Here is a 12,822-nt window from a genome sequence, read left to right as displayed (position 1 = left end):
ATGGGAAAGGAAATCGGCTATGATTCGGAAACGCGATCCCCGTCATTACGAGGAGGCGAAGCCGACGAAGCAATCCAAAAAGCCACGGCACTGAGCTGGATTGCTTCGCTTCGCTCGCAATGACGGAGAGGATCCGTTCTGGTCGGCAACAAGACACATGCCCAAAACCCATCCCGCGCCTCCGCCGCTCGAACTCTCCTGTGCGGCCGCCGATCTCACCGCCGAGATGGCGAAATGGCTGTCGCATCTGCGGGCCGAGCGGCGGCTGTCCGGCAAGACGCTGGAAGCCTACGCGCGCGACGTCCGGCAGTTTCTGCAATTCCTGGCCGAGCATTGGGGCGGCGAAGTCACGCTCGGCCGGTTCGCGCGGCTGGAGGCGACCGACGTCCGCGCCTTCATGGCGGCGCGACGGGCGGATGAGATCGCCGGCCGCTCGCTGATGCGCGCGCTGGCGGGGCTGCGTTCATTCGGACGTTTTCTCGAACGCGAAGGCAAGGGCCGGGTCGGGGCGCTGGCCTCGGTGCGGGCGCCGAAGATCAAGAAGAGCCTGCCGAAGCCGTTGCCGATCGCGGCCGCCAAGCGGCTTGCCGACGCCGACGAGCGCGCCGGCGAGGAGCGCGAGACCTGGGTGCTGATTCGCGACGCCGCCGTGATGGCGCTGCTGTACGGATCCGGCCTGCGTATCTCCGAAGCGCTCGGCCTGAAGCGCCGTGACGTGCCAGCGCCCGGCAAGGGCGACACCCTGATCGTGCACGGCAAAGGCAACAAGACCCGGATGGTGCCGGTGCTGCAAAACGTGCTCGAGCAGATCGCCGAGTATGCAGCGGCCTGCCCCTACAACCTGCCGCCCGATGGGCCGATGTTCGTCGGCGCCCGCGGCGGACCGCTCAGTCCGCGAATCATTCAGCTGGCGATGGAGCGGCTGCGCGGCGGACTCGGGCTGCCCGACAGCGCGACGCCCCACGCGCTGCGGCATTCGTTTGCGACGCATTTGCTTAGTCGCGGCGGAGATCTGCGCGCCATCCAGGAATTACTCGGTCATGCCTCGCTGTCGACCACGCAGGTCTATACGGGGATCGATACCGAGCGGCTGCTGGAAGTCTATAACAGCGCCCATCCCCGGGCCTGAGCGGCGGACGCGCCTCGGCTAAGCTGTTAGTCCGGTGCCGGCGGCCTTGACCCTGCCATTTATCCAACTGACAAGATCGCGGTGCTACAAGGCTTGCTCGATGCAGGCGTAATGATTGCTGTGACAGGAGATTCCGGACGATGGGGGCGCACGAAAGCATGGAGCACGCGGAGCATGCCGAGCATGCATCGGGCTCCAACAAGGGCATCGCGCTGCTGATTTCAGTGATCGCGCTGTTCCTGGCGTTCTCAGAAACGCTCGGCAAAGGTGCGCAGACCGAAGCTCTCGCCAAGAACGTCGAAGCCTCGAACTTGTGGGCGTTCTTCCAGGCCAAGAGTATCCGTCGCACCACGGTGCAGGCGGTATCCGAACACGCGCGACTCAGCCTCGGCACCGTGCCGGACGAGGCCACCAAGGCAGCGCTGCAAAAGCAAATCGACGATTGGCAGAAGACCGCGGCGCGCTATCGCTCCGAACCGGAGACCGGCGAAGGCTCTGAACAGCTCGCCGAGCGCGCCAAGCACGCCGAACATGATCGCGACCTGGCGATGGCTCGCTACCATCACTACGAAGTCGCCTCGGCGGCCTTCCAGATCGGCATCGTGCTGGCGTCGGCGACGATCATCACCGGCATGATGGTGCTGGCCTGGCTGTCCGGCCTCTTGGCGATCGGCGGCCTCGGCTTCATGGCGATCGGCCTGTTCGCGCCGCACGCCGTGCATCTGATGTGAGCCAAAACGAACATCGCGCGGACCGAGCTCGGTTCGCGCGATGAACGATTTAATCCTGAGCCTACCGTGCCGTGCGAATGCGCCGGCGGAGCGCGCCGATCCGGCGCAGCGCCTTCGATCCCCAGCCGTCGCCGTCACCCTTCAGCAGCTCGGCGAGCTTGGCGCGGATCTGGGCCATGATCGGCGCCACGATGGCATGCGCCTTGGCGCGCAGTTCGATCACCCAGCGATAGGTGGCGGCGAACCAGCGAAGCTGCAGCAGCTTCGGCTTGGTGACGTCGAAGATGAAGGCGGCAACGCCGAGGCCGAACACCTGCGCGGCCGCAAAGATGCCGAGCCCGGCGATCCAGTGGCCTTGGGCGAGCAGCGCCAGCGCGAACAGCTTCAGCGGATACAGCGGCGCCACCGGGACCAGAAACACCGGCAGCGTCATCGCAGGCGACAGATGGTCGACCCAGCGCGCCAGCCGCTCTTTGAGCTCGCGCAGCGGAATCAGCGCGACAATGCGCTCGATCAGCGGCTCGACGTGGTCCCAGAACCACGCCTCGATCAGGAACAGAACCGCCAGCAGCACCCACAGGGGCTGCCACAATCGACCTTTCATCACGCCACCATCCGTCGCGCCGGCCAACGCCGGCTCTCCGTCACATATGGATGGCGCGCTTGCCGACCGTAAGGGCGGCTTCCTTGATGGCCTCCGAGCGGGTCGGATGGGCGTGGCAGGTACGGGCCAGATCCTCGGCGGAGCCGCCGAACTCCATCAGCACGGCCGCTTCGTGGATCATCTCGCCGGCCTCGCGGCCGATGATGTGAACGCCGAGAACGCGGTCGGTCTTGGCGTCGGCCAGGATCTTCACGAAGCCGTCGGTGGTTTGGTTGACCTTGGAGCGCCCGTTGGCGGTGAACGGGAATTTGCCGACCGTATAGGCGACGCCGGCCTGCTTGAGGTCCTCTTCGGTCTTGCCGACGCTCGAGACTTCCGGCGTCGTGTAGACCACGCCCGGAATGACATCGTAGTTGACGTGGCCGGCCTTGCCGGCGATCAGCTCGGCGACCGCGACGCCTTCGTCCTCCGCCTTGTGCGCCAGCATCGGACCGCGCACCACGTCACCGATCGCGTACACGCCCTTGAGGCTGGTGGCGAAGTGATCGTCGATCACCACCCGGCCGCGCTCGTCGAGCGCAACACCGGCTTCCTTCAGGCCGAGGCCTTCGGTGTAGGGAACGCGGCCGATCGCGACCAGCACGACATCGGCTTCGAGCGTTTCCGGATTGCCGCCGGCCGCCGCCTCGACCTTCACGGCGAGCTTGGCGCCCGAGGTGTCGACGCCGGTGACCTTGGCGCCGAGCTTGAATGCAAAGCCCTGCTTTTCGAGGATACGCTGGAATTGCTTGACCACCTCGCCGTCCATGCCCGGCAGGATGCGGTCGAGGAATTCGACGACGGTGACCTCGGCGCCGAGACGGCGCCACACCGAGCCGAGCTCGAGTCCGATCACGCCGGCACCGACCACGATCAGCTTGCCAGGCACCTTGTCGAGCGACAGCGCACCGGTCGACGACACCACGCGCTTCTCGTCGATCTCGATGCCCTTGAGCTGAGCCACCGACGAGCCGGAGGCGATCACGATCGACTTGGTCTCGACGCTGGTGGCCTTGCCGTCAGCACCCGTCACCTCGACCTTGCCGGTGCCGAGGATCTTGCCCTTGCCGGCCAGCACGTCGATCTTGTTCTTCTTCATCAGGTATTCGACGCCTTTGACGTTGCCGTCGATCCCCTGCTGCTTGAAGTTCATCATCGCCGGCAGATCGAGCTTCGGGGCCGACACGCCGATGCCCATCTTGGCGAACGAATGCCCGGCTTCCTCGAACAGCTCGGAGGCGTGCAGCAGCGCCTTTGACGGCATGCAGCCGACATTGAGGCAGGTGCCGCCGAGCGTCGGGTTCTTTTCCACCACCGCCACCTTGAGGCCGAGCTGAGCCGCGCGGATCGCGCAGACGTAGCCGCCGGGGCCGGTACCGATGACGACGAGATCGTAGGTGGCCATAGATCAATCCTGTGAGTTGGCGCCGGAGCGACTATCGTCCCCCCGACACGTCGAAGATGGCGCTGGTGACATAGGAAGCCTCGTCGGACAGCAGCCAGACGACGGCGTTGGCGATTTCTTCGGCGCGGCCGACGCGCTTCATCGGCACGTTGACGCTGAGCCGGTGGGCGCGTTCCGGATCGCCGCCGGACGCGTGAATTTCGGTGTCGATGAGGCCGGGCCGGATCGCCGCGACGCGAATCCCCTCGCCGGCGACTTCGTGACCAAGACCGACCGTGAACGAGTCGACAGCGCCCTTGGAGGCTGCGTAGTCCACATAGGTGTTCGGCGAGCCGAGCTTCGCCGCGACCGACGACAGATTGATGATCACGCCGCCCTGGCCGCCGTGCCGGGTCGACATCCGCTTCACCGCCTCGCGGGCGCACAGAATGCTGCCGGTGACGTTGACCGCCATGATGCGCTGGATGCGTTCGGCCGACATTTCGTCGACCCGCGCGGTCGGGCCAACGATGCCGGCATTGTTGACCAGCGCGCCGAGCGGACCGAAGGCGTCCGCGGCAGCGAACAGCGCCAGGATGTCCTCTTCGTGCCCGACGTCGCATTTCACCGCGATCGCCTTGCCGTTGCTGGCTGCAATCTCGGTCACCACCTCGTCGGCTGCGGCGGAATTGCTGGCGTAGCCAATCACGACCTTGAAGCCACGCTTCGCACAACCCAGCGCCGTGGCGCGGCCGATGCCGCGGCTGCCTCCGGTGATGATGACGACGCGATCGTTCATGGGCGCCTCAGCTCAGCAGCCGGACCAGCATCGCGATCAGCGCCAGCAGCGACACGAACCACACAATGCTGCGGGCGAACGGGATTTCGATGATGTACAGCGGCGCATACAATGCGCGGGCGATCAGCCAGACGACCGAAGCCGTGGCGGCGTAGCCGCCAGTCTTGCCAGTGACCGCCAACGCCAGCGCCAGACCAACGAACGCCGGATAGGTTTCGAGCAGATTGCGGAAGGCGCGGTTGGCGCGGCCGGCGAAGCGGCCTTTCGGCGTTCGCGGCTCGTCCCGGGGCCCCGCCTGATAGTCGCCGCCGAGCTCCATGGTCGTCGGGATCGAAGCCAGGAACATCTGCACGATCAGCAGCACCACGCTCCAGCCCAGCACCGTGATCTCGGTCGGCATCGGCGGCATCGTTTCCCCCAAGGTCAGCGGCGGCGCGCAGGGACGCGCCGCCGGCACTTACTCCAGTCTCAGAGATCCAGCACGAGACGCGCGGGATCTTCCAGGCTCTCCTTGACGCGGACCAGGAAGGTCACCGCTTCCTTGCCGTCGATCACGCGGTGATCGTAGCTCAGCGCCAGATACATCATCGGGCGGACTTCGATCTTGCCGCCGATCACCACCGGCCGTTCCTGGATCTTGTGCATGCCGAGAATGCCGGACTGCGGCGCGTTCAGGATCGGGGTCGACATCAGCGAACCGTAAATGCCGCCATTGGTGATCGTGAAAGTGCCGCCCTGCATTTCGTCGATCTTGAGCTGACCGTCGCGGGCACGCTTGCCGTAGTCGACGATGCTCTTCTCGATGTCGGCGATCGATTTCTCGTCGCAGTCGCGCACCACCGGCACGACGAGGCCCTTGTCGGTGCCGACGGCGACGCCGATGTGGTAGTAGTTCTTGTAGATCAGGTCGGTGCCGTCCATCTCGGCGTTCACCGCCGGGATGTCCTTCAGGGCCTGAACACAGGCCTTGGTGAAGAAGCCCATGAAGCCGAGCTTGGCGCCGTGCTTCTTCTCGAACACGTCCTTGTATTGCGCGCGCAGCGCCATGACGTTGGTCATGTCGACCTCGTTGAAGGTCGTCAGCATCGCGGCTGTGTTCTGAACTTCCTTGAGACGGCGCGCGATGGTCTGGCGCAGCCGGGTCATCTTGACGCGCTCTTCACGCGCGGCATCGTCGGCCGGCGATGGCGCACGGACCTGCACGGCGGCGGCGGGCTGGCTAACCGGGGTCGGCGCGGAGGCCGCCTTCTCGATCGCCGCCAGCATATCGCCCTTGGTGACGCGGCCGTCCTTGCCGGAGCCCGGCACGGTCGAGGCATCGACGCCGCTCTCGGTCGACAGCCGGCGCACCGACGGGGCCAGCGGCGCGTCGGATGGCGGAGCCTTGGCGGCGGGAGCAGCCGCGGGAGCCTGGGCCGCCGGAGCAGGTGCAGCAGCCGGGGCCGCGGCCTTCGCCGGAGCAGCGGCAGCCGGCTTGGCCGGCGCGGCGCCATCGGTGATCTGTCCGAGCAGGGCGCCGACCGCGACAGTCTCCCCGTCCTTGGCGACGATTTCGCCGAGCGTACCGGCCGACGGGGCCGGCACTTCGATCGTCACCTTGTCGGTTTCGAGCTCGACGAGCGGCTCATCGACAGCCACCGCCTCGCCCGGCTTCTTGAACCAGCGGCCGATGGTCGCCTCGGTCACCGATTCACCGAGCGTCGGAACGCGAATTTCAGTCATCGTCTTCGTCCTTTTGCAGCGTCGCGGCTGTCGCGCCGGCGCCCGCCCCGTGATCCAAACTCAGGAAAAACCGAAGGGCCGCCGTCAGGCGGCGGCCCGATGCGTCAACGCAACGCTTCGTCGAGGAACGCCTTGAGCTGCGCCAGGTGCTTTGACATCAAGCCGGTCGCAGTGGCAGCCGAGGCGGGGCGGCCGACATAACGCGGCCGGCGATGCTTGGCTTCGATCTGGTTCTGCACCCACTCCAGATACGGCTCGATGAAGTGCCAGCCGCCCATGTTGCGCGGCTCTTCCTGACACCACACCAGCTCGGCATCCTTGAAGCGCGACAGCTCGTGCACCAGCGTCTTCACCGGCACCGGATAGAGCTGCTCGACGCGCAGCAGATAGACGTCGTCGATGCCGCGCTTCTCGCGCTCGTCGTAGAGGTCGTAGTAGACCTTGCCGGAGCACACCACGACGCGGCGGATCTTGGCGTCCGCCACCAGCTTGGTCTTGTCGTCCGACTGCGTCTGCGCGTCGTCAAGCAACACGCGGTGGAAGCTGGTATCGGGGCCGAGCTCTTCGAGCCGCGAGACCGCCCGCTTGTGGCGAAGCAGCGACTTCGGCGTCATCAGGATCAAGGGCTTGCGGATCTCGCGCTTGAGCTGACGGCGGAGCGCATGGAAGTAGTTCGCCGGCGTGGTCGGATACACCACCTGCATGTTGTCTTCGGCGCACATCTGCAGATAGCGCTCCAGACGGGCCGACGAATGTTCGGGGCCCTGCCCCTCGTAGCCGTGGGGCAGCAGGCAGACCAGACCCGACATACGCAGCCACTTGCGCTCGCCCGACGAGATGAACTGGTCGAACAACACCTGAGCGCCGTTGGCGAAGTCGCCGAACTGGGCTTCCCACAGCGTCAGCGCGTTCGGCTCGGCCAGCGAGTAGCCGTATTCGAAGCCGAGCACCGCTTCTTCGGAGAGGAGCGAGTTGATCACCTCATAGTGCCCCTGGTCGGGCGAGAGGTGATTGAACGGGGTGTAGCGGGTCTCGTCTTCCTGATCGATCAGCACCGAATGGCGCTGCGAGAACGTGCCGCGCTCGGAGTCCTGACCCGACAGCCGGATGCGATGGCCTTCCAGCAGCATGGTGCAGAACGCCAGCGCTTCGCCGGTCGCCCAGTCGAGGCCGTTGCCAGAGTCGATCGCGCGAGCGCGGTTCTCGAGGAAGCGCTGCACGGTGCGGTGCAGGCGGAAGCCCTCCGGCACCTTGGTGATCCTGCGACCGATCTCCTTCAGGGTCGGAAGATCGACGCCGGTGATGCCACGGCGCGGTTCTTCGTCCTGGTCGGCAGACTTGAAGCCGGCCCACTTGCCGTCGAGCCAGTCGGCCTTGTTCGGGCGATAGCTGGAGGCCGCTTCGAATTCGGCGTCGAGCCGGGCGCGCCAATCGGCCCGGGCCTTCTCGACCTCGCCCTCGGTGATGACGCCATCGGCGATCAGGCGCTTGGAGTAGATTTCCAGCGTCGTCGGGTGACCGGCGATCTTGCGATACATCAGCGGCTGGGTGAACGACGGCTCATCGCCTTCGTTGTGGCCGTGCCGCCGGTAGCAGAACATGTCGATGACGACCGGCTTGTGGAACTTCTGCCGGTACTCGACCGCGATCTTGGCGGCGAACACCACCGCTTCCGGATCGTCGCCGTTCACGTGGAAGATCGGCGCGTCGATCATCTTCGCCACATCCGACGGATACGGCGAGGAGCGCGAATAGCGCGGATAGGTGGTGAAGCCGATCTGGTTGTTGACGATGAAGTGGATCGAACCGCCGGTGCGGTAGCCCTTCAGGTCGGACAGCGCGAAGCACTCGGCGACCACGCCCTGGCCGGCGAACGCGGCGTCGCCGTGCATCAACAGCGGCAGCACCGAGATGCGCTCCTCGGGCAGATCGCCGTGCTGGTCCTGCTTGGCGCGCACCTTGCCGAGCACCACAGGGTCGACGATCTCGAGATGCGACGGGTTGGCGGTCAGCGACAGGTGGACCTTGTTGTGGTCGAACTCACGGTCCGACGAGGCGCCGAGGTGATATTTGACGTCGCCCGAGCCTTCGACCTCGTCCGGGTTGGCGGAGCCGCCCTTGAACTCGTGGAACAGCGCCCGGTGGGCCTTGGCCATCACCTGGGTCAGGACGTTGAGGCGGCCGCGATGCGGCATGCCGAGCACGATTTCGCGGACACCGAGGTTGCCGCCGCGCTTGATGATCTGCTCCAGCGCCGGGATCAGCGCTTCGCCGCCGTCGAGACCGAACCGCTTGGTGCCGGTGAACTTGAGGTCGCAGAACTTCTCGAAGCCTTCGGCCTCGATCAGCTTCATCAAGATCGCGCGCCGGCCCTCGCGGGTGAAGCTGATTTCCTTATCCGGACCTTCGATCCGCTCCTGGATCCAGGCCTTCTGCGCACCATTGGAGATGTGCAGAAACTCGATGCCCATGGTCTGGCAGTAGGTGCGCTCGCAGATCGCGACGATCTCGCGCAGCGAGCCGTATTCAAGGCCGAGAACGTGATCGAGGAAGATCTTGCGGTCGAGATCGGCTTCAGTGAAGCCGTACGAGCGGATGTCCAGCTCCTCGTGATCCTTCGCCGGCGATAGGCCGAGCGGATCGAGCTTGGCGTGGAAATGGCCGCGCATCCGGTAGGCGCGGATCAGCATCAGGGCCCGAACCGAGTCCCGGGTGGCCTGCAGCACGTCGGCGGAGGACAGCTCGACGCCGCGGCTCTGGGCCTTGGCCTGGATCTTCTGGCCGACGGCCTTTTCGACCTGATTCCAGTTGCCGTCGAGCGCCGAAGTCAGCTCGTCGCGCGGGGTCAGCGGCCAGTTCGCCTGCTCCCAGGACGGGCCCTCGGCGTTCTTTTGGATATCGCCGGGGGCGTCTTTGAGGCTCTGGAAGAATGCCTGCCAGTCGGCATCGACCGAGGACGGATCGCTTTCATACCGGGAGTAAAGATCGTCGATGTAGGTGGCGTTGGCGCCCTGCAGAAACGAAGATAGGGCGAAAGCGGCATTCGCGTCCTGGCGAGACATGATTGCTTCCTGATTATGAGATCGCGACTTAATCGCGATAAGCTGATCCGGTTACCGGATCAGCAACATAGTGCACCTTTTATCCTATTCTAGGGAAATGTAAGCTCGGAACGACACAAGGTTTGAATTAGGACTTCAACTTTTCGGCAAGCGTTTTGCCGAGCCGCGCGGGCGACGGCGACACCGTAATGCCAGCCGCTTCCATGGCGGCGGTCTTCGAGGCCGCATCGCCCTTGCCGCCCGAAATGATCGCACCGGCGTGGCCCATGCGGCGGCCGGGAGGGGCGGTGACGCCGGCGATGAATCCAACCATCGGCTTCTTGCGGCCGCGCTTGGCCTCGTCGATCAGGAACTGGGCGGCGTCTTCTTCGGCCGAGCCGCCAATCTCGCCGATCATGATGATCGACTCGGTCTTGTCGTCGGCCAGGAACATCTCCAGCACGTCGATGAATTCGGTGCCCTTGACCGGGTCGCCGCCGATGCCGACCGCGGTGGTCTGGCCGAGGCCTTCGGCCGAGGTCTGGAACACCGCCTCATAGGTCAGGGTGCCGGAGCGCGACACGATGCCGACCGAGCCCGGCTTGAAGATGTTGGCCGGCATGATGCCGATCTTGCACTCGCCGGCGGTCATCACGCCCGGGCAGTTCGGCCCGATCAGCCGCGACTTCGAACCGTTGAGCGACCGCTTCACCCGCACCATGTCGAGCACCGGGATGCCCTCGGTGATGCAGACGATCAGCGGGATCTCGGCGTCGATCGCCTCGCAGATCGCATCCGCGGCGCCCGGCGGCGGCACGTAGATCACCGACGCGTCCGCCCCGGTCTTGTCGCGCGCCTCACGGACGGTGTCGAACACCGGCAGGCCGAGGTGGGTCGAACCGCCTTTGCCCGGCGAGGTGCCGCCGACCATCTTGGTGCCGTAGGCGATCGCCGCCTCGGAATGGAACGTGCCGTTCTTGCCGGTGAAGCCCTGGCAGATAACGCGGGTGTTGCTGTCGATCAGAATGGACATGGTCGGTGATGCTTTCGCGGTCGAACGGAATGGTCGGAGGCAGCGGAGAGGCCGAGAAGCGGCCTCAGGCTCCCTTCACGGCGGCGACGATCTTCTGCGCGGCGTCGTCGAGGTTGTCGGCGGGCAGCACGTTGAGGCCGGAATGCTTGATGATCTTCTTGCCGGCTTCGACATTGGTGCCTTCGAGGCGGACCACCAGCGGCACGTCGAGACCGACTTCCTTGACCGCAGCGACCACACCCTCGGCGATCACGTCGCACTTCATGATGCCGCCGAAGATGTTGATCAGGATGCCCTTCACGTTGGGATCGGCGGTGATGATCTTGAACGCCGCCGTCACCTTCTCCTTGCTGGCGCCGCCGCCGACGTCGAGGAAGTTGGCCGGGGACATGCCGTACAGCTTGATGATGTCCATCGTCGCCATCGCGAGGCCGGCGCCGTTGACCATGCAGCCGATGGTGCCGTCGAGGGTGACGTAGTTGAGGTCGTACTTCGACGCTTCGATTTCCTTGGCGTCTTCCTCGGTCTCGTCACGCAGCGCCTGGATGTCGGTGTGGCGGTACAGCGCGTTGCCGTCGAACGAGATCTTGGCGTCGAGGCACTTCAGATCGCCCTGCTTGGTCAGCACCAGCGGGTTGATCTCCAGCATGTCCATGTCTTTGGCGACGAACGCGGCGTACAGCTTGGCCACCAGCGCTTCGGCCTGCTTGGCCTGATCGCCCTTGAGGTTCAGCGCCTTGGCGACGGTGCGGCCGTGATGGCCCATGATGCCGGTCGCCGGATCGACGGTGAACGACACGATCTTTTCAGGGGTCTCGTGGGCGACGTCTTCGATCGACATGCCGCCTTCGGTCGAAACCACGAACGAAATCCGCGAGGTGGCGCGATCGACCAGCAGCGACAGGTAGAACTCCTTGTCGATCTCGGAGCCTTCCTCGATATAGAGGCGGTTGACCTGCTTGCCGTCGGCGCCGGTCTGCACCGTGACCAGCGTGGCGCCGAGCATCTGCTTGGCGAATTCCTTGACTTCGTCGATCGACTTGGCGAGGCGGACGCCGCCCTTGTCGCCGGCCGAAGCTTCCTTGAACTTGCCCTTGCCGCGGCCGCCGGCGTGGATCTGGCTCTTCACCACCCAGACCGGGCCGCCGAGCTGCTTGGCAGCGGCTTCAGCCTCGGACGCCTTGAAGATCGGGAAGCCGTGCCCCACCGGCACGCCGAACTCGCGCAGCACCGCCTTGGCCTGGTATTCGTGAATATTCATGGAATTGCCCCTCGCCAGATCGCATCCAGCCGGTTGAACCGCGACGCTGCGCCGGCCCTCAAGGAGCCGGCGCAGTCAGTTTCTCTAGACGTTCCTCAGCGACCGAGCAGATCGGGCGCAATCTTCTTGCAGGCGTCGACCAGGCCCTGAACGGCAGCGACCGACTTGTCGAACGCTTCCTTGTCCTTGCCGGCCAGTTCGATCTCGACGATGCGCTCGACGCCCTTGTCGCCGATCACCACCGGAACGCCGACATACATGTCCTTGACGCCGTATTCGCCGTTGAGGTGAGCCGCAACCGGCACCACCCGCTTCTTGTCCTTCAGATAGCTCTCGGCCATCGCAATCGCCGACGACGCCGGGGCGTAGAACGCCGAGCCGGTCTTCAGCAGGTTGACGATCTCGGCGCCGCCGTTGCGGGTGCGGTCGACGATTTCGTCGAGGCGCGCCTGCGAGGTCCAGCCCATCTTGACCAGGTCGGGCAGCGGAATGCCGGCGACGGTCGAGTACTTCACCAGCGGCACCATGGTATCACCATGGCCGCCGAGCACGAAGGCGGTGACGTCTTCGACCGAGACGTTGAACTCGTCGGCCAGGAAGTAACGGAACCGCGCCGAGTCGAGCACGCCGGCCATGCCGACGACCTTCTTGGCGGGCAGGCCCGAGGCCTTCTGCAGCGCCCACACCATCGCGTCCAGCGGGTTGGTGATGCAGATCACGAACGCGTCGGGCGCGTACTTCTTGATGCCGGCGCCGACCTGCTCCATCACCTTGAGGTTGATGCTGAGCAGATCGTCACGGCTCATGCCCGGCTTGCGCGGCACGCCGGCAGTGACGATCACCACGCGGGCACCCTCGATCGCCTCGTAGGAGTTGGCGCCGGTCAGCTTGGAGTCGAAACCGTCCACCGGCGAGGACTCCGCGATGTCGAGTGCCTTGCCCTGCGGCACGCCCTCGGCGATGTCGAACAGCACCACGTCGCCGAGCTGTTTCAGCCCGATCAAATGTGCCAGCGTACCGCCGATCTGGCCGGAGCCAATCAAAGCAATCTTATCGCGCGCCATGGGAAAGCAGTCCTT

The 12,822-nt window shown here is 65.3% G+C and carries 11 protein-coding genes; 2 read left to right on the top strand and 9 right to left on the bottom strand.

The features are described 5' to 3' along the window. Window positions 1-157: 157 nt before the first annotated feature. Together DY467_RS19795 and DY467_RS19790 are read left to right on the top strand one after the other, a co-directional pair. Window positions 158-1,129 (top strand): tyrosine recombinase XerC, encoded by a 972-nt coding sequence (locus tag DY467_RS19795; protein ID WP_164638446.1) that lies wholly within the window; start codon window positions 158-160, stop codon window positions 1,127-1,129. Between the two features lie 140 nt (window positions 1,130-1,269). After that, window positions 1,270-1,860: a DUF4337 domain-containing protein gene (locus DY467_RS19790; RefSeq protein ID WP_107342438.1), complete on the top strand. Its 591-nt coding sequence runs from the start codon at window positions 1,270-1,272 to the stop codon at window positions 1,858-1,860. A gap of 61 nt (window positions 1,861-1,921) precedes the next feature. Here the strand turns inward: DY467_RS19790 and DY467_RS19785 are convergent, their stop codons facing one another. The 9 genes from DY467_RS19785 to mdh form a co-directional block, all read right to left on the bottom strand. Then, on the bottom strand, window positions 1,922-2,464 hold the full coding sequence (locus DY467_RS19785; protein WP_164638444.1) for a hypothetical protein: 543 nt from the start codon (window positions 2,462-2,464) through the stop codon (window positions 1,922-1,924). Between the two features lie 40 nt (window positions 2,465-2,504). Next, the gene (lpdA, locus tag DY467_RS19780; RefSeq protein WP_107353800.1) at window positions 2,505-3,908 is read right to left on the bottom strand and encodes a dihydrolipoyl dehydrogenase; all 1,404 of its coding nucleotides are present in this window, start codon (window positions 3,906-3,908) and stop codon (window positions 2,505-2,507) included. A gap of 31 nt (window positions 3,909-3,939) precedes the next feature. Beyond that, the gene (locus DY467_RS19775) at window positions 3,940-4,686 is read right to left on the bottom strand and encodes an SDR family oxidoreductase (RefSeq protein WP_164573671.1); all 747 of its coding nucleotides are present in this window, start codon (window positions 4,684-4,686) and stop codon (window positions 3,940-3,942) included. A 7-nt stretch (window positions 4,687-4,693) separates the two neighbouring features. After that, window positions 4,694-5,095, bottom strand: a complete 402-nt coding sequence (locus DY467_RS19770) for an MAPEG family protein (protein WP_107346371.1) — start codon at window positions 5,093-5,095, stop codon at window positions 4,694-4,696. Between the two features lie 59 nt (window positions 5,096-5,154). Then, on the bottom strand, window positions 5,155-6,408 hold the full coding sequence (gene odhB, locus DY467_RS19765; RefSeq protein ID WP_164638442.1) for a 2-oxoglutarate dehydrogenase complex dihydrolipoyllysine-residue succinyltransferase: 1,254 nt from the start codon (window positions 6,406-6,408) through the stop codon (window positions 5,155-5,157). 104 nt (window positions 6,409-6,512) lie between these two features. Continuing rightward, window positions 6,513-9,470 carry a 2-oxoglutarate dehydrogenase E1 component gene (locus DY467_RS19760; protein ID WP_107353803.1) on the bottom strand — a complete coding sequence of 986 codons (2,958 nt, stop codon included), beginning with the start codon at window positions 9,468-9,470 and terminating at the stop codon, window positions 6,513-6,515. 127 nt (window positions 9,471-9,597) lie between these two features. Then, window positions 9,598-10,482 (bottom strand): succinate--CoA ligase subunit alpha, encoded by an 885-nt coding sequence (gene sucD / locus DY467_RS19755; RefSeq protein WP_012493972.1) that lies wholly within the window; start codon window positions 10,480-10,482, stop codon window positions 9,598-9,600. Window positions 10,483-10,546: 64 nt separating this feature from the next. Continuing rightward, a complete protein-coding gene (gene sucC, locus DY467_RS19750) occupies window positions 10,547-11,743 on the bottom strand; it encodes an ADP-forming succinate--CoA ligase subunit beta (protein WP_107342443.1) in 1,197 nt (398 codons plus the stop codon). Window positions 11,744-11,838: 95 nt separating this feature from the next. Then, complete coding sequence (gene mdh, locus DY467_RS19745) at window positions 11,839-12,807, bottom strand: malate dehydrogenase (RefSeq protein ID WP_164638440.1); 969 nt, start codon at window positions 12,805-12,807, stop codon at window positions 11,839-11,841. Window positions 12,808-12,822: the final 15 nt, after the last annotated feature.

It is taken from the genome of Rhodopseudomonas sp. BR0G17 (genome assembly GCF_010907025.1).
In the GTDB taxonomy this organism is placed as follows: domain Bacteria; phylum Pseudomonadota; class Alphaproteobacteria; order Rhizobiales; family Xanthobacteraceae; genus Rhodopseudomonas; species Rhodopseudomonas palustris_H.
The sequence above is the reverse complement of the archived record's forward strand: the minus strand, read 5'-3'. Positions and strand labels throughout refer to the sequence as shown.